Origin of the sequence: Staphylococcus simulans (assembly GCF_003043455.1) — a bacterium.
Classification (GTDB): Bacteria; Bacillota; Bacilli; order Staphylococcales; family Staphylococcaceae; genus Staphylococcus; species Staphylococcus simulans_A.
Genome location: NZ_PZGG01000003.1, coordinates 1 through 17,797, shown reverse-complemented (window position 1 = coordinate 17,797; position 17,797 = coordinate 1). Strand labels below are relative to the sequence as shown.

The window sequence follows — 17,797 nt, the reverse complement described above, 5'->3', positions numbered from 1 at the left end:
TATGTTTTGATTGGTAATGCTCACCTTTATAATAACATGTTTCAACTATCGAGCAAAAGCAAATACATCTATTTTTCCAACTTTTCTGATAAATAGCGTTTCAATCGCATGATGAATCGTCAGCCCTGTTGTATAAATATCATCTATGAGTAATATGCGCTTATCTTGTAAATCCACACTTTGATATTGCGGATTGATATAAAAAGGATTCGGCGCTTTTGCACGCATCACTTTATTCAGCTCTGATTGTTTCGGTCTGACATTTGTTTGCAGTATCGAATGATAGTTAATACCTTTAGCGGTTAGCACCATTTCAACTGGATTAAATGTTCTATGCTGATCTCTAACGATTGGCGAAGGAATCGGAATGATATAGTCATATTTTACTTTCGGCAATTGAATCCGGTTTGCGATGACTTCACATATCGCCGTATCTCCTGCGATTTTGTATTGATGTATGGTTTCACGTACTTTACCTGTATAACGGTAATCACAATAAAGTTGGTTCATTAAGTTGAACTTCCGTGCTAAAAACTGACAATCTAAACAAACTTCCTCATTTTCGCCTAAGGGTTTTAAACAACGTAGACAACATTTCACTTTTTCTAGACGACACGCTTCAAACGCTTCTCTGCAACGTTCACATAAGATTTCAGGAGATTTATAAAAATTGGCGGCTGTTAAAGGTTCTGTAAATGAAGCTAAACATGATTTACATTTCGGCATCCAGCCACCCCTTCTTTAACCCCAGTTGATTCATCTGTTTGATTTGACGTTTAGCTTGAACCATAGATAATGTGACACCATTATGCAAAAACAAAACTAATCCGCTTGTATCTTGTAATTTGCGTCCTGTACGTCCTGCAATTTGGACTAAAGCAGCAGCTTGAAAGCTTTGGCTATCTATCACAATGACATCTAAATGTGCCATTGTGAAGCCGCGTTCTAAAATAGTGGTCGTGAAAATAATCGGATGTTTGCCCGCTCTTAAAGCTTCGACTTTTTCAAAGCGTAAAGCATCTTCACTATGAACTGCCACTAAATCTTTGAAGTGTTTTTGATAGTGGACTAAAGCTTGTTCCATTGCTTCAATTTGATTGAAGAAGACTAAAGTGACGCGATGGTTTTCAAGTTGTTTCTGAAGTAATCGTAATAAATAGTTTTGCATGCGTTTCGGCCTGAATTTGAAGTAGTGAAATTTGGGGACGGGAAGCGGTTTGCGATGATAACGTGCCGGTAAAGTAATGATATTTTCTTTTTTAAATTGTTTTAATAAACGCGCTGATGGCGTAGCTGTCATATAAATATGACTATAAGCAGAAGCTGAAGCATGAATGAGTGTCTGCATTAATAAAGGATCCATCGCAAGCGGAAATGCATCGACTTCATCTATAAATATCATATCAAAGTGTTGTTTGAAGCGATACAATTGATGGACCGTCGCAATGACAAAATGACCTTGATATTTCTGACTTTGTCCTTGATACAATACATCTATGCTTTCATCTTTAAACGATTCAATAATACGCTTGCTGATTTCAACCACCACATCAACACGTGGTGATACAATCGCCACATTAAAACCTTGTTGTCTGGCATGTTGTATGCCCGCAAACATCATTTCTGTTTTCCCTGCACCGGTTACTGCGTACAATAGTAAATTGTCCTTTTGTTGAATCGCACGAATAATATGTGATGAGGCATAGGCTTGTTGTTCAGACAGTTCAAAGTCCAAATGAAAGTCACCTGAGCTGCTAGAATGTGCAGTTTCAGTAATATAAATTGTTTTAAAACTATCCATGCGACCGAGTTGCAAACAACTCCGACAATATGTGATAGGTTGGTCGTGTATGTTTGAATGGTACGTATAATATTCATCTTGGTGCGGTGTTGCACATTGTTGACAATACCATTTTCCTTTGTCATTTTGTATCACACCGGGTCCTTGATAGACAATCGTTTCATCAGTCAGTTGTTTCTTACTTCTAACTAACTTTCCATAATGCTTGATTGTTGTCAGTATAATCCCTCCTAAACAAAAAAAGACAAATCAAGTCACTGTCAGATACAGTGGACTTCATTTGCCCGAAAAAATTGTATTTAAATTTTATTATTGTTCTACATAGTCCTCTGGACGATTTTCTAAAGATGGAATACGTTTATTAGTGAAACCTAATGCGACACTGCCGACACCTAAATGTGATGCGATCACCGGACTGAAATCTGAATAATTGATTACATAGTGGTCAGGACAACGTTTTTTCAAATCATCATAAAGTTTCAAGCCATCTTCTCTTGAATCACCATTAACGACATAGAGTGTAACCTCATCATAATCTTTCACTTTTTCTAACACACCGTCTTCAATGCGTTTGACAGCACGTTTTTTCGTACGCACTTTATCTAAAGGTACAATCACACCGTCCTCAAATTTTAAGACAGGTTTCATTTTTAGTAATGTACCGATAAAAGCTTGGGCACCTGTAATACGGCCGCTCTTTTGTAAGTTCTTTAAATCATCTACAACAACTTCTGCCCCTGTATGTTCACGCATTTCCATGAGTTCATCAATGATTGTTTCTGGAGATGCACCTTCTCTTACACGTTCAGCAGCATAAACTACATAACCGCCTAAAATCATACCTGATAATTTTGAATCGAAAGTGTGTACGTTGATGCCTTCGACCATTTCGCCAGCTTGTGTTGCTGATTGGTACGTACCGCTGATACCTGCTGATAGGAATAAGCCGATAACATCTGTATAGCCTTCATCTCTAAGTTGCTCATAAGCTTCCAGAACTCTACCGATAGCAGGTTGACTTGTTGTCGGGATTTGCGTTTCTGAACGCATACGCTGATATAATTCGCTTGGTTGAATATCCGCTCTTTCAATAAAGGAATCTCCATTTTCAAATATCACACTTAATGGCACAACTGAAATATCATATTCATCTAATAAAGCTTGTGTTAATGATGTTGTAGAATCCGTCATTACAGCAATCTTCATGATTTTCCTCCTCAAATATACTCATTGTCAATCATACCCTATTTTATTAAAAAAGAAAATTGATTCTTACATTTAGAAAAAATATCCGGAGCATGTATAATAGAAGCAAAGACAAGCAATTATCATGTCATAGGAACTAGTTAAAGGATGTCATAAAATGGAGAATCATATTATTACGATCAAACAAGAATACGTGATTGAAAATGTGATTAATAAGTCACGTTTTATCGCTCATATCAAGCCAGTAGAAAGTGAAGATGAAGCAAAAGCTTTTATCGATGAAATTAAAAAAGAACATCGTGATGCCACACACAACTGTTCAGCGTATACCATCGGCGATAGTATGTTGATTCAAAAAGCAAATGACGATGGAGAACCAAGCGGTACTGCTGGCGTACCAATGCTAGAAATTCTAAAAAAACTTGAAACACATAATACCGCAGCTGTGGTTACACGTTACTTCGGCGGCATCAAACTTGGTACAGGCGGCCTAATCAGAGCGTACAGCGGTGCCGTTCGTGATGCGATTAAAGAAGGCGGTCGTGTTGAATTACGCAATGCGATACCGACTACAGTTACTATCAGTTATGAACAGACAGGTAAATTCGAATATGAACTGCAATCTACAAACTTCATTTTAAGAGATACAATGTATACAGATAAAGTGAGCTATCGTATCGATGTATTAGAAGATGATTACGAAGACTTTATCAACTTTTTAAATCGAATTACTGCAGGTACCTTCGAATTAGATGAAGAACCGGTAACACGCCTGCCTTTTGACATTGAAACGAAATAAATAAAATATCAATTTTTCACCAATAAGAAAACCGCTTGAATTTCACATTACGAAATTCAAGCGGTTATTTTTTGTTTTACAATCTTATTTTTCATCGTGTCTGCTGCCACGTTTCTCAAGCAGACTCAGTAACGGACGGTAATTGTCATCAATTAAACCTGTAAACTCTACGATTAATTCAATTGTGACTAAAATCAGAATCAACATCATCACAACGCCCCATGGTTGTGATAAGTATAAAATAACACTTGAGATACTGAACATAATCGCAATCGAGTAAATTAAAAATACCGTTTGACGGTGTGTGTAACCAAGTTTTAATAACTTGTGATGTAAATGCGATTTATCCGGCTGCATAATACGTTGTCCCTTTTTCGCTCTTCTAATCATCGCAAATAACGTATCGATAAACGGTACTGCTAAAATAACCATTGGGAATAATAGCGAGAAGAAAGTGATGTTCTTAAAGCCGAGCATTGATACAAAACTAATAATAAAGCCAAGTTGTAATGAACCGCTGTCCCCTAAGAAAATCTTTGCGGGATGTGAATTATAAAATAAAAAGCCGAGTAAAGAACCAATCATGACCGAACAAATCATCATGATAAAAATATCTGCTTGTAAGATAGCAATAAAGCCAATCGTCATAAATGCGATAGTTGAAACACCTGCAGCTAAACCATCGAGTCCATCGATTAAATTAATCGCATTGGTAATCGCAATAATCCAAAAGACAGTAATCGGAATACTTAAAATACCGAATTGAATCGTGCCTGGAACAAACGGCAATTGAATGAAGTCAATCGTTACACCATGATACACTACGACCAGTGCAGCTAAAATTTGTCCGGCCAGTTTATACAATGGTTTTAATTCATGTACGTCATCGATTAAACCGACAAAATACATAATCATTGTTCCAAGAATTAAAGGAATAATCTCACGTTCAATAGGATGCCCGATCCATATTCCTAAAATAAAAGCGAAGAGTATCACTGTTCCCCCTAGTACAGAAACAGGTTTCGTGTGCACTTTTCGATAATTCGGCTTATCCATAATATCCAGCTTTTTGGATATTTTAATTACAATCGGTGTCAAAATCACACTTACCGCCATGGTAACTAATATCAGTAAAAGTGTTATCATTTCATATCCATTGCCAAAATACTGTTCAATCTATGTCATACTTAAAGAGAACACGCTGTTATCTGCCTTTTGACAAGGGAACCTCCCTTCAATACTCATATGTATACAATATCAATAATCTATTTTAACACGAATTATTGATTATTGTAGTAAATTATAATAACAGTTATCAATGTTTCAGATGACAAAATGTATATTTTCACTTACAATAACTAAGTGGTTATACAAAGGAGCAGATCAATTATGATTGAAGCTATCATTTACAATACTTCGGTGACTGTTGCAGGTATCTATCTCTTTCATAGACTGCAATATTCAGAAACGAAACAAATGAAGTTTTCACAAACTTATGTCACGATTCTTATGACTGTCGTCGCACTTTTACTTGCGGCTTATCCAATTCCAGTCCATAATTATTTACTTTATTTAACATTTGTGCCGCTCTTATTCTTAGGACGTTATACAAACGTCTTCTTTACTATGGTGGCTGCAGCTATTATTTTTGTCGTAGATGTTTTTGTTTACGGCGATCCTTTGGCATTTAATATTGCCTTATTAATTATCGCTTTAGCTGTAAGTATCATCGGACCCTTTATCAAACAAAATGATATTGTGTCACTTCAAATTTTGAACGTCGTTAGTTTAGTGATTTTAAGTGTCATTTCAATGATTACGCACTTCTATACATTACAAGAAATTATTTACTTAATTCCGATATCATTTATAGTAACCATCGCATCATCAATTATCTTCGTAGATATTTGGCGTTTCTTTACACTTGTCCAACGTTATGAAAATGAGGAACGTTATGATTATTTAACAGGACTTGGCAATGTGAAAGAGTTTGACCGTCATTTAAATAAAATGACAGACAAAGCAGATGATAAAAATACAAGTCTAGGTTTACTTTTAATTGATATCGACGGCTTCAAAGATGTGAACGATGCTTTTACACACCGTTCAGGCGACGCGGTCTTAAAACAAATTTCACAGTTATTAATCAACTACGTGCCGCCGAATATGAAGATATTCAGAAATGGCGGCGAAGAATTCTCAGTAGTACTGCTTGGTTATTCACTTGACCAAAGTGTGAAACTGGCTGAAAGCATTCGTGCAGGCGTGGAACAATCAACATTCCACCTGCCGAATAAAGAAGTGATCAAACTTTCTGTATCTATCGGTATCGGTTACTTAACTGCAGACGATTACAAATCACAACGTAAAGTCTTTAAAGATGCAGATGATATGTTGCATATGGCTAAAAATGAAGGACGTAACCAAGTGATGTTTAATCCAATTGTTAAATAAGTCATTTGTTTCTAAACATGGCGAGACAAGAATCTATTAATGGTTCTTGTCTCTTTTTTTGCATTTCTATTGCAATCATCGATGTTCTATTGCAACTTTTTCTTGTTCCCTGTAAACTTTCAAGTGTCAACAATATCAAACGAGAAGGAGCGCAAAAAGGTGCCTGAAGAAGCAATTACCATAATAGATGAGAACAAAGTGATAGACGTTGTACTCACAGCAGGAAAGATATTACTTGAAAGCGGCGCAGAAACGTATCGTGTTGAAGATACAATGTCTCGCATCGCTTATAGTTTCGGTTTAGACAACACCAACAGTTTCGTGTCGAATACTGCGATTATATTCTCATTAAACGACCGAACGAATACGCGATTGATTCGTGTCCGCGAGAGAACCACTGATTTAGAAAAAATCGCCCTAGCCAATAATATTTCACGTAAAATCGCTAAGAATGAATTAACTATCGATGAAGCAAAATCAGAATTGATTCATTTAGAACACGCTTCATTACAATATTCATATTTAACTAAGTTTTTAGCAGCTTCTATTGCCTGTGGATTTTTCTTATTTATGTTTGGAGGCGTTGCGCAAGATTCCATTTTCGCGATTTTTGCGGGTGCAGGTGCTTTCTTAACATTCGACTTCGTTCAACGTTTTATTCAAATTAAATTCTTTTCTGAGTTTATCAGTGCCATCGTTGTTATTAGTGTCGCCGCCATCAGTCATAAACTCGGGTTGTCCATCAACCAAGATATTATCACCATTTCAGGTGTCATGGTCTTAGTACCTGGTATTTTAATTACCAACGCGATCAGAGACTTAATGGCCGGTGAATTGCTTGCGGGGATGTCGCGTGGTATGGAAGCTGCATTGACAGCCTTCGCAATCGGTGCCGGTGTCGCAATTATTTTACTCTTCTTTTAAGAAAGGCGTGTTACAGAATTGATCTTACATTATTTATTTCATTTTGTTATCAGCTTTTGTTCTACATTGTTATTTTCAATCCTATTCAACGCGCCGCGTAAACAACTGCCGGCATGCGGATATGTAGGCGCAATGGGCTGGACTATCTATATCGTATCGATGGACTTGAACACAGGTAAAGTCGCTGCTTCATTCCTAGGCAGCTTTATCTTAGCAATTATGAGTCACGCGATGGCTAAACGTTACTTCCAACCTGTCATTATCTTTATAGTGCCAGGCATCATTCCCCTTGTACCTGGGGGCGCTGCGTATGAAGCCACACGTTTCCTAGTCACAAACCAATATACACATGCAGTCAACACCTTCTTAGAGGTAACACTGATTTCAGGTGCCATTGCTTTTGGTATATTATGTGCAGAAATCAGTTACCACATTTATAATCGTATTAGAATCAATTATGGTAAAATGAAAGGTAAATCCTATAGGAAACAATTTAACATGAATAATAGAGGTTAAGGGGTGCATATCAAGTGAAAGAACAATTAATCGACAGACTGAAACGTTATGCGGAGATTGATACACAATCTAATCCAGACTCAGAGACAACACCATCTACTGAGAAACAATGGGATTTATTAAATGTATTAAAACAAGAATTAGAAGACCTTGGTTTAGAAACAGACTTAGATGACAACGGTTATTTATTTGCGACGTTAGAAAGCAATATCGCAAAAGAAGTACCGACTGTAGGCTTTTTAGCACATGTTGATACTTCACCAGATTTTAATGCGACTAATGTTAAACCGCAAATCATTGAAAACTATGACGGAAAGCCGATTCAACTTGGCGACACTGACCGTGAATTAAACCAAACTGTCTTCCCTGCTTTAAAATCAGTAGAAGGCCATACCTTAATGATTACAGACGGAACATCATTACTTGGCGCAGATGATAAAGCCGGTGTGGCTGAAATTATGACAGCTTTAAACTATTTGGTTGAACATCCAGAAGTGAAACATGGACGTATCCGTGTCGCTTTTACACCTGATGAAGAAATCGGACGCGGGCCTCATAAATTTGATGTAGCTCGTTTCGGTGCTGACTTTGCCTATACCATGGACGGCAGCCAATACGGCGAATTACAATTCGAAAGCTTTAACGCAGCTGAAGCAACAGTTACTTGTCACGGTGTCAATGTACATCCAGGTTCTGCGAAAGATGTGATGGTCAATGCGATTAAATTAGGTGAACGCTTTGACAGTCAATTACCACAAGATGAAGTGCCAGAAGAAACAGAAGGTTATGAAGGCTTCTTCCACTTAATGAACTTCAATGGTACAACTGAAAAAGCAACATTGAAATATATCGTGCGTGACCATGACCGTAATCGCTTTGAAGCACGTAAAGCGTTGCTTGAAGATATTCAAAACGAAATCAATGAAGATTATCCAAACAACCCAATTGAATTAGAGGTATATGATCAATACTTCAATATGGCTGAGAAAATTAATGAAGTGCCAGAAGTCATTGACATTCCAAAACGCGTCTTCAATCAATTAGGTATTGAACCGAATACAGAACCGATTCGTGGCGGTACTGACGGTTCACAATTATCATTTATGGGCTTACCGACACCAAACATCTTCACAGGTTGCGATAATTTCCATGGTCCATTCGAATACGCTTCTATCGATGTCATGGAAAAAGCCGTACAAGTGATTGTAGGTATCGCTGAAGAAGTAAGCAATACAGAAGCATAATAATAACGTTTATCTAGAGACGTCACTATGTATAAATAAAAAAATGGCTGAACCTTTTGATTCGGGTTCAGCCATTTTTATGTTCAATTAAATTGTTTAGTTAAAATTATTTCGTAGATTATGCTTGTGTTTGTGATTTCTTTGTATTGAATGTCGTTGTTAAAAGTTTTAAAGCTTGGACGGCGTAGAAGCGGATTTGTAAACCTGCTTCAAAACTTGTATAGTGCTTAGGCATCGTCATAAATAAGTTGAACATTCCTGTGACGCCTAATCCTTCATAACGATCAAACTTGTCTGCTGTCGCATTAATCGCAATACAAGGTTTATGATATTTTGTCGCAAGCTCTGCAATTCTTAATGATGTTGTTTCTAATAAATGATCTTGTTCATTGATACCTTCGCCGAACATAATTAAGTCTGCTTGTTCAATCAAGTTTTCTAAATGTGTAATTTGATCCACTAAACTATGACTTGTCAGAACTTCTGCATTATAAAGTGCAGCTAAGACAGCCGCAATACCGCCACCTGCACCACCACGTTCTACGGTGCTTGTTACAGCACGTGTTTCATTTTTTAAGATTTCGCTGAAATACCAGACTAAATTGTCGATTGTCGCAGCTTCTTCTCTTGAAATCTCTAACAATTTATACAATTGCATAATTTCACTTTGTTTACCATACATTTTGCTGGCAAAGTCTGAAACAAGTTGAATACGTGCATCTTTTAAACGTTGATCTAGACCTGAGAAATCCACACGACGAATATATTTTAATACGCCTACGCCTTCTTTTGCGTCGACAGTTTCACCTTCATCGTTGTAATATTTCGCGCCTAATGCTTGCAGCATTCCTGCCCCACCATCAAAGCTTGCAATATTACCAAGTGAAATCACTAAATGCTTCGCATCATTATCTAATGCTGCCGCAATCAATTCACCTAAACCAAAGCTGGTACGTTCTGTCAGCGGACGATTTCCTTGTAAGAATAAATCTGCTTCAATAATCGTCATTTCGCTCTCAGTTTTCCCGTAGAGGCCTTCAACTTGTTTCATATCTGCATCATGGACATCTACACGATATTTAGTACCAGATTGCCATAAAAAGACAGAATCCATCAATTCATGACGTCCATTGAACAGCGGTACTTGGACAATATCCGCTTCTTCAATTTGACTTGCGACCGCTTCTTCCACATATCGATTCGCCTCATAACTTGAAACGATTCCATTAAATTCATCCATTGCGACTAATACTCTCATTTTGTCACCTCAAATAAAGTTTCCCAATGTTTGTTCAATTCACTTAAATATTATACAGGGCTTGTTTCAAAAAACCTACTGGAACGCCTAATGCTTAATCTGCCTTAAATAAAAAAACTCCAAGCTTTCAGATTGTGTTGGAAACATATACCCATCGTGTCCAACGTCTAAAAGCATGGAGTCCGCTTTTTACTTTATGTTATTAGTGCTTGTGCCCCCTGACAAGCAAGTTTACTCTTCAGCTTGTGCAAGTGAAGTCACATTAATGTCATCATGACTTGCATGCCATTTAACTTCACCATCAACAAAATAAAAAGCTTGTGGCGATTCATGCTTCACGCCAGTTTGTTCCGCAATGTAATCAGATACATCTCTTTGTTCTTGCACAATTAAATAGTACCCATCGATATCACGTTCATATAAAAACTTATTGAACTGATCGTAAGCATTTGCTGAAATTGGGCAAGTGTTACTGTGTTTCATAATAAATACATATTTGTTGTCGTTAATTACTTGTTTAAACTGGTCAATTGAAGTCAGCTTTGTAGCCATTCTATTCACCTCTAAAAATATTTATCACTTAAAGTGATAGTCCCATTCATTCTATTTCCTATTTCAATGTGTCTAATTATACACACTTTATATTTCAATGTTAACCAAAATACTAATATTTTTCTTGCTTTTTTCAATCATTCTGATGCAAATCGTTCTTTAGCTCTTTGAAATCATTACGGAATTGATGGTGGTACTTACCTAATTCATTCCCTGTTAAAGGAGTTTTATTCATATCATATTGCTCCAATTTACGGCTGATGTCAATAGTTCTTTGACGTGTCTCGTAATAATTTTGTAAGCTGTAATACATTTCGATTGCAGTTTGATGCGCTTTTGCAGTCTTTTCTTCAGATACACTCGCTTGATTCAACTCTTCAATCTGTTTGCTGATTAAAGGTTGAATTTTTTCTTTGATGACCGTTTTAGTGTTTTGAGGATTGTCTGCATCAAGATATTTCTTCGCAATCTTCTGCAATTCTTTATTATGATGTTTTAATTTACTTGTAAATTTATCTATACTCTCAGATTCACCATTTTGACGTGCTTCTGTCACTTGCTTCTCTAAAAGTGCACGATTCTTCTCAAATAACCTAGTGTAGTTTAAAATATCTTCATTCGCTTTGATAGACTGATTACATAAATGAACGAAATTACGAATGTCTTTTAATGCTTTTTCTTGTTGATCTATTTCATGCAAATATGTGTGACGTAAGTCTTTCACCTTTTTAGTTTCTGCAGGAAGCTGTTTTGCGGCTTTTTTATAAGATTTAAAGGCCGGCATTAATTTTTTATCGATATCTTTTTCCATTTGTTGAAAGTCTGTTTTGTTTCTATCTGTCAAATCTGATTTACTTAATTCACTTAAACGGTTTAAATGAATTTCATCCATGACTTGTTTAACATGTTTCTCTTCTTTATCCACTTCATGCTTCGCTTTCTCAAAGTGGTTTAAATCTGACTGTGTTTTACTACTGCATGCCGCAAGAGACAGCGTTAGACAAACAATCGTTATTGCGAGAAGCCATTTTTTCACATTGTCCACTCCTGTCTTTTTATCTGTATAGTTTGCATGATTAATGTTTGAGTATATCAGAATTCATAATATAATACTTTTAGAACTTTTACAAAGGACGGTTGAATATGTATTCTAAAACGCAGCCCTTAATTAAAGATAGGCAAGCGCTTCAAAATTATCAACATCAATTTCAAGAGTTAAGCGACTTATTACTCGGTCTGCTTAATACACCTGTTAAGACAGTCCACCATATTGGCGGTACTGCGCATTTTAATTATCCAACAGAACCGATTTTAGATTTATTAGTCGGTGTTACTAATTTACATGATATTACAGCTTTAGATGAAAAACGATTAAATTATGCTGGCTTCTATCGTTTACACCATCGTTATAAGAAAAAGGTAGTGATGGCACAATTCAATAACTTAAAAGAGCTTAAACAAATCGTACGTCTGCACATTTTACAAATCGAATCCGATCAATATGACCATTACTTAACGATGCAAGAGGCTTTAACACAAAATCCTGAGATACAAACTGAATTTGCAGAAGCCAAACAACATCTGCACGCTCAATCCGAGACTATTCGCGACTATGAAGCAGGCAAAACAGCATTGTTTGAAAAGTTGTCACGGAAATTCGGCTTGAATTAAACTGATTGTATTTCACAAAAAGCCTGTTTCATTGCTATAATAAGAAAGTGAAAATAATTGAAAGGGAGTTCTATCGTTGCACAAAGATGACATTCTAACAGAACTGAAAAAGGTTCTGCCAGAAGAAATTATAAAAGTTGATGAACCATTAAAACGCTATACTTATACGCAAACAGGAGGAAATGCTGACTTCTATCTCAGTCCGACGACTTTTGAAGAAGTTCAGGCCATCAATCACATTGCTAGAATCAACAACATTCCTGTCACTTATTTAGGCAACGGCTCTAATATTATTATTCGTGAAGGCGGTATTCGCGGAATTGTATTGAGCCTGTTGTCTATGGATTATATTAAGGTTGAAGATAATGTCATAATTGCAGGAAGCGGTGCAGCGATTATTGATGTCTCCCGTACTGCACGTGATGAATCTTTAACTGGCTTAGAGTTTGCCTGCGGTATCCCTGGCTCAATCGGCGGAGCTGTCTTTATGAATGCCGGCGCATACGGCGGTGAAGTCCGTGATTGTATTGATTATGCTGTCTGTGTAAATGAACAGGGCGATTTAGTACAACTTACAAGAGATGAATTAGAGCTTGGTTACCGAAGCAGTATTGTTCAAAAACAACACTTAGTAGTGTTAGAAGCTGCATTCAATTTAACACCAGGTAAACAAGATGAAATCCAAGCTGTAATGGACGATTTAACAGAACGTCGTGAATCTAAACAACCGCTTGAATATCCTTCATGCGGCAGTGTCTTCCAACGACCACCTGGCCACTTTGCGGGTAAATTAATTCAAGACTCTGACTTGCAAGGTCATCGTATCGGCGGTGTTGAGGTTTCAACCAAACATGCTGGATTTATGGTTAATGTCGATAACGGAACTGCGACAGATTACGAAGACTTGATTCATCATGTACAACAAGTTGTTAAAGAAAAATTTGATGTTGAATTACATCCCGAAGTACGTGTTATCGGTGATCATCCAGAAGATGAATAACAAACCCTACGTTGTTCATGGTATCGGTCTCGATGACGAAACACGTTGTACACATTATCATACGCCTTTAGATGTGATTGCTATCAAATTTAAATGCTGCGATAAGTTCTATGCATGTATTCATTGCCATAACGAATCAGAAGATCATGCGCCTATACCATGGTCAAAATCAGAATTCGATGAACATGCAATTTTGTGTGGTGTTTGTAAAACTACCTTATCTATTAAGGATTATATGCAGACAGACCACTGTCCGCATTGCGGTGCGCAATTCAATCCAAGATGCGCTGCACATTATCCTTTATATTTTGACGTTTAATATGACATTATACAAATCAATAATGATTTAAATTAAATAAAACCAGGTCGGAAAATATAACCTTTCCGACCTGGTTTTTAATTACCATCTTCCCCCTATTAAAAATGGTAATTATTTAACAACGTCTTTTAATTCGTCAATTTGTTTCATTGTTGTAGTTGTTGAACCTGAAGCAAAGTACCATAATTTTGGATCAAGTTCGTAAACTTCATCATCTTTGATAGCTTTAACATTTTTAATGACATCGTTGCCTAATACTTGTTTCGCTGTTGATTTACCGCCAATTGCTTGACCGCGGTCCATCGCTAAAATCACACCTGGATTTTTCTCGTTGATATACTCATTTGTCACGTTTTGACCGTGTGAGCTGCCTTTGATTTTACTGTCAGCTGGTTTGAAACCTAATGTGTTATAAACTAAGCTGCCGAAACGCTCTTTAGGACCGAATGTAGATAATTCACCTTCGTTCACTAATAAGTACATTACTTTTTTATCAAAGTCTTTCGTTTTGTCTTTCATGTCTGCGATTTTTTTGTCTAATTCTTTATTTAATGACTTCGCTTTATCTTCTTTGTCGTAAATTTTACCTAAGTTTTCAGCGTTTTTCTTCACTGAATTAACATAGTCTTTATCATCAGCGCCTACATAAACAACTTTAGCGTCTGGTGCTGCTTTTTTGAATTCATCTAAATTCTTTTGGTTTGCTGTACGTGATGAAATGAAGATAACTTCTGGTTTTGCTTGTGCAATTTTATCGAAGTTCACTTCTTTTAAAGAACCAGTATTAATGTATTTGTCGTCTTTAAATTCTTTTAAGAAATCTGGTAATGTGCTGTTGCCTTCACCTTTAGGTACTGCTTTAACTTTATCTGCTACACCCATAGCTTTAAGCGTATCTAATGCACCATAGTCTAAAACAACTGCATTTTTAGGGTTAACTGGTACTTCTACTTCATTCTTAACCCCTTTTTCGTCGCCGCCTTTAGGATCTTCACTTCTTAAAGTATAGTTGTTTTCAATTTTGACTGTCTTTTTATCTGATGAACCTTTTTCTGAACTTTCTTTTGAATCGCTGCCATTACCACACGCAGCAAGTAAAAACATAACACTAACTAAAATAAATAAGCCTAATTTCTTCATCTTTCTTTATCCTCCTGAAATGTGTTAGACCCCCGTCTTGATATGCCGTAAAAGATCGGCATCACCCCTTTCAAATAGTCAGTACTTAACTATAATATAAACAAATTCTTTGGCCTCTGATGCATTCGATATCGACATCCATATCATAAAGATGTCTTAAGATGCCCGGTTGAATTACTTCGTCTCGTTCGCTCGCTTTGACGATTTCGCCGTCTTTCATCGCAATCACATCATCTGAATAGCTCGACGCAAAGTTGATATCGTGCAATACGATCACAATCGTTTTGCCGTGTTCTCTTGTCAATTTTCTCAGTGTTTTCATAATTTCTACTGAATATTTCATATCTAAGTTGTTTAGCGGTTCGTCTAATAATATACATTCTGTATCTTGTGCGATAGTCATCGCGATATAAGCACGTTGACGTTGACCGCCTGAAAGTGTTTTAAGATTACGGTCTCTGATTTCTTGTAGTTGTAGTAAATCTAAAGCTTCATTGATTTTTTCTTTATCTGTATCGTCTAATCGGCCTTTAGAGTATGGGAAGCGACCGAATGCGACTAATTGTTCTACTGTGATATTTAGTTCTGTATGATTTGTTTGTTTTAAAACTGAAAGCTTCTTCGCAATTTCATTACTTGTAAATGCGCCAATACCTTCATGTTCTAGTTCGATAGAACCTGTATCAATATCCATTAAACGGCTGACCGCAGATAATAAGGTACTTTTACCTGCACCGTTTGGACCGATTAATGAAGTCAAACGGCCTTTACGAATTTCTACGTTAATATCTTTAAGAATCGGTTTATCATGAATCGTTTTATTTAAATCTTGAACTTGTATCATCATGAATTTCTCCTTTTAATCAATAAATATACGAAGTAAGTTCCTCCGATTAAGTTGATGAGGATACTTACTTCTGTCGTGGCTTCAAATAAATGTTCTACAATCCATTCTGCAGTAAATAAGCTGATCCAGCTTAAAAATATCGTCGCAGGTAATAAATATTTATGTTCATATGTCTTCATTACTTCATGTGCAATATTCACAGTTAATAATCCTAAGAATGTAATCGGACCAACAAGTGCTGTAGCAATTGAAGTCAATAATGCGACCATAATCATCAATAAACGGGTCATACGTGTATAATTGACACCTAAGTTTAGTGCCTGTGCTTTTCCTAATAACAATACATCTAAATAAGGCAAGATTTTAATGGTAATCAAGATTAAGGTAACCAGCACGACACTGCTGACCGCAACTAATTTTGAGTTTGAGGCATTAAAGTTCGCAAACATTGAACTTTGTACAGCTAAGAAATCTTCAGGATTGATCACGAGCTCAATAAAGCCTGTGATACTTCTAAAGAACGTCCCTAAAATCACACCGATTAATAAGATGAAGTACACTGAGAAGTTGCCGTATTTAAAGACACCTTGGAATAGAATTAATGCGAATATAATCATTGCGACAAGTGTCAACGCAAAGTTGAGATAAATATTAGTTACTGCCATTGATTGAATGCCAAACATAAATACTAAGACAACTTTGACAAACATATAAACCGCATCTAACCCCATCATAGAAGGCGTTAATAACCGGTTGACTGTAATCGCTTGGAATATAATGACCGAAGTCCCAATCGCTGCACCGACTAAAATCATTAAAATCAGTTTTCTGATACGACTTTGTATCTGGTATGCAAAGATATCAAAATCAATTCCTAGCACGAGATATAAAATACCTGTCACCACAACTACACCTAATAAAATAAATAGCCTGATATTACTTTGTTTATGACTCATAGTTGCGACTCCCTTTAAATAACATTACTAAGAAAATTAATGTCCCGAAGACACCGATTGTCAATCCGATATTGATTTCATAGGGATAAACAATCACACGCCCTAAAATGTCAGACACCAATACAAAAATCGCACCTAACACTGCAGTGTGCGGCAAGGCATTCTTTAGATGATCTCCTCGATAGATAGACACGATATTCGGCACAATTAACCCTAAGAACGGTAAAGTTCCTACTGTGACCACTACTAATGCGGTCATTGTGGCAGTAATCGTTAAACCGAACATCATTATGCGGTCATAATTGACACCTAAGTTATGACTGAAATCTTTACCCATACCGGCTATTGTAAAATAGTTGGCAAAAATATACGTAAGAATAAGTAATGGAATACTTAAATATAAGACTTCATAACGACCACTTGTGATAATCGCGAAGTTGCCGTTCAACCAGTTACCGATACTTTGTAAGGCATTCGTTCTTAACGCTACAAACGTCGTTAAACTGGAAACAATACCGCCAATCATAATACCGAGCAACGGTACAAATATGACATCTTTAAAACGTATAATTTGAATCAATTTCATAAAGAAGAAAGTACCGCCGATACTTAGTACCATAGCGAATAATAACTTAATTAAAATATGCGCTTGCGGAAAGAAGATTAATGAGATGAGGATACCTAGTTTCGCCCACTCCATCGTCCCTGCAGTCGTTGGACTGACGAACTTGTTTTGCATCATCTGTTGCATAATTAATCCAGCCAGTGCTAAAGAACTGCCTGAAATAATAATACTGACTGTTCTTGGAATACGACTCGTAATAAGTATATTTTGTTGGTCTGTGGTTAAATGAAAAATTTGCGTAATAGAAAGCTGACTAACACCAACGAATAATGAAAGGATAGTCAAACATATAAAAAGAATTAATAAAACTGGAAAGCGCATGAGTTGTTTAATCATTTGGAACTCCTATCCCCTCTTAAAACATTTAATGATCAACTGTAACTGATAATCATTTTCACTTACTATCTATCGTATCAGTTTCTCCACTTTTATCAATGCTTTTCAAACATTTTCAGGAAAATTCTTATACAATGATAGGCTATTCC

The 17,797-nt window shown here is 36.5% G+C and carries 19 protein-coding genes; 8 read left to right on the top strand and 11 right to left on the bottom strand.

Annotation, left to right across the window (positions count from 1 at the left end; translation table 11 throughout):
• Positions 1-45 precede the first annotated feature (45 nt).
• The 3 genes from BU038_RS01005 to fakB1 all read right to left on the bottom strand — a co-directional run bounded on the left by BU038_RS01005 (position 46) and on the right by fakB1 (position 3,007).
• Positions 46-726 (bottom strand): ComF family protein, encoded by a 681-nt coding sequence (locus BU038_RS01005; protein ID WP_107604428.1) that lies wholly within the window; start codon positions 724-726, stop codon positions 46-48.
• The gene (locus BU038_RS01000) at positions 713-1,936 is read right to left on the bottom strand and encodes a DEAD/DEAH box helicase family protein (protein ID WP_199219674.1); all 1,224 of its coding nucleotides are present in this window, start codon (positions 1,934-1,936) and stop codon (positions 713-715) included. The genes BU038_RS01005 and BU038_RS01000 overlap by 14 nt, the downstream gene beginning before the upstream one ends.
• A 174-nt stretch (positions 1,937-2,110) precedes the next feature.
• Positions 2,111-3,007 carry a fatty acid kinase binding subunit FakB1 gene (gene fakB1 / locus BU038_RS00995; RefSeq protein ID WP_107604426.1) on the bottom strand — a complete coding sequence of 299 codons (897 nt, stop codon included), beginning with the start codon at positions 3,005-3,007 and terminating at the stop codon, positions 2,111-2,113.
• A 157-nt stretch (positions 3,008-3,164) separates the two neighbouring features.
• On the opposite strand from fakB1, the gene BU038_RS00990 reads away from it, so the two are divergent.
• Positions 3,165-3,806, top strand: coding sequence for a YigZ family protein (locus BU038_RS00990; RefSeq protein WP_107604425.1), 642 nt, complete (start codon positions 3,165-3,167; stop codon positions 3,804-3,806).
• A gap of 84 nt (positions 3,807-3,890) precedes the next feature.
• Here the strand turns inward: BU038_RS00990 and BU038_RS00985 are convergent, their stop codons facing one another.
• Positions 3,891-4,952: a glycosyltransferase family 4 protein gene (locus BU038_RS00985; RefSeq protein ID WP_107604424.1), complete on the bottom strand. Its 1,062-nt coding sequence runs from the start codon at positions 4,950-4,952 to the stop codon at positions 3,891-3,893.
• A gap of 243 nt (positions 4,953-5,195) precedes the next feature.
• On the opposite strand from BU038_RS00985, the gene gdpS reads away from it, so the two are divergent.
• From gdpS to pepT, 4 genes are all read left to right on the top strand, one after another.
• The gene (gene gdpS, locus BU038_RS00980) at positions 5,196-6,260 is read left to right on the top strand and encodes a GGDEF domain-containing protein GdpS (RefSeq protein ID WP_107604423.1); all 1,065 of its coding nucleotides are present in this window, start codon (positions 5,196-5,198) and stop codon (positions 6,258-6,260) included.
• A 159-nt stretch (positions 6,261-6,419) separates the two neighbouring features.
• Positions 6,420-7,184 (top strand): threonine/serine exporter family protein, encoded by a 765-nt coding sequence (locus tag BU038_RS00975; RefSeq protein ID WP_107604422.1) that lies wholly within the window; start codon positions 6,420-6,422, stop codon positions 7,182-7,184.
• A 21-nt stretch (positions 7,185-7,205) separates the two neighbouring features.
• Entirely contained in the window at positions 7,206-7,700 is a 495-nt protein-coding gene (locus BU038_RS00970; protein ID WP_182676011.1) for a threonine/serine exporter family protein, read from the top strand.
• A gap of 14 nt (positions 7,701-7,714) precedes the next feature.
• Positions 7,715-8,944, top strand: coding sequence for a peptidase T (pepT, locus tag BU038_RS00965; protein WP_107604420.1), 1,230 nt, complete (start codon positions 7,715-7,717; stop codon positions 8,942-8,944).
• Between the two features lie 118 nt (positions 8,945-9,062).
• On the opposite strand, the gene BU038_RS00960 is transcribed toward pepT, so the two are convergent.
• The 3 genes from BU038_RS00960 to BU038_RS00950 form a co-directional block, all read right to left on the bottom strand.
• Complete coding sequence (locus BU038_RS00960; protein WP_107604419.1) at positions 9,063-10,202, bottom strand: glycerate kinase; 1,140 nt, start codon at positions 10,200-10,202, stop codon at positions 9,063-9,065.
• Between the two features lie 231 nt (positions 10,203-10,433).
• On the bottom strand, positions 10,434-10,754 hold the full coding sequence (gene ytxJ, locus BU038_RS00955) for a bacillithiol system redox-active protein YtxJ (protein ID WP_002481532.1): 321 nt from the start codon (positions 10,752-10,754) through the stop codon (positions 10,434-10,436).
• 133 nt (positions 10,755-10,887) lie between these two features.
• A complete protein-coding gene (locus tag BU038_RS00950) occupies positions 10,888-11,790 on the bottom strand; it encodes an EMYY motif lipoprotein (RefSeq protein ID WP_107604418.1) in 903 nt (300 codons plus the stop codon).
• A 107-nt stretch (positions 11,791-11,897) separates the two neighbouring features.
• Between BU038_RS00950 and BU038_RS00945 the strand changes: the two genes are divergently transcribed.
• The 3 genes from BU038_RS00945 to BU038_RS00935 all read left to right on the top strand — a co-directional run bounded on the left by BU038_RS00945 (position 11,898) and on the right by BU038_RS00935 (position 13,744).
• Positions 11,898-12,425, top strand: a complete 528-nt coding sequence (locus BU038_RS00945) for a GrpB family protein (RefSeq protein ID WP_107604417.1) — start codon at positions 11,898-11,900, stop codon at positions 12,423-12,425.
• 76 nt (positions 12,426-12,501) lie between these two features.
• Positions 12,502-13,425 (top strand): UDP-N-acetylmuramate dehydrogenase, encoded by a 924-nt coding sequence (murB, locus tag BU038_RS00940; RefSeq protein WP_107604416.1) that lies wholly within the window; start codon positions 12,502-12,504, stop codon positions 13,423-13,425.
• Positions 13,418-13,744, top strand: a complete 327-nt coding sequence (locus BU038_RS00935) for a CHY zinc finger protein (RefSeq protein ID WP_107604415.1) — start codon at positions 13,418-13,420, stop codon at positions 13,742-13,744. Before murB ends, BU038_RS00935 begins: the two co-directional genes overlap by 8 nt.
• Before the next feature lie 111 nt (positions 13,745-13,855).
• Here the strand turns inward: BU038_RS00935 and BU038_RS00930 are convergent, their stop codons facing one another.
• From BU038_RS00930 to BU038_RS00915, 4 genes are all read right to left on the bottom strand, one after another.
• Positions 13,856-14,884: a ferrated catecholamine ABC transporter substrate-binding lipoprotein SstD gene (locus tag BU038_RS00930; protein WP_107604414.1), complete on the bottom strand. Its 1,029-nt coding sequence runs from the start codon at positions 14,882-14,884 to the stop codon at positions 13,856-13,858.
• 85 nt (positions 14,885-14,969) lie between these two features.
• The gene (locus BU038_RS00925) at positions 14,970-15,728 is read right to left on the bottom strand and encodes an ABC transporter ATP-binding protein (RefSeq protein WP_107604413.1); all 759 of its coding nucleotides are present in this window, start codon (positions 15,726-15,728) and stop codon (positions 14,970-14,972) included.
• Complete coding sequence (locus tag BU038_RS00920) at positions 15,728-16,687, bottom strand: iron chelate uptake ABC transporter family permease subunit (protein ID WP_107604412.1); 960 nt, start codon at positions 16,685-16,687, stop codon at positions 15,728-15,730. Before BU038_RS00920 ends, BU038_RS00925 begins: the two co-directional genes overlap by 1 nt.
• Positions 16,677-17,633, bottom strand: a complete 957-nt coding sequence (locus tag BU038_RS00915) for an ABC transporter permease (RefSeq protein WP_182676010.1) — start codon at positions 17,631-17,633, stop codon at positions 16,677-16,679. The genes BU038_RS00920 and BU038_RS00915 overlap by 11 nt, the downstream gene beginning before the upstream one ends.
• Positions 17,634-17,797 lie beyond the last annotated feature (164 nt).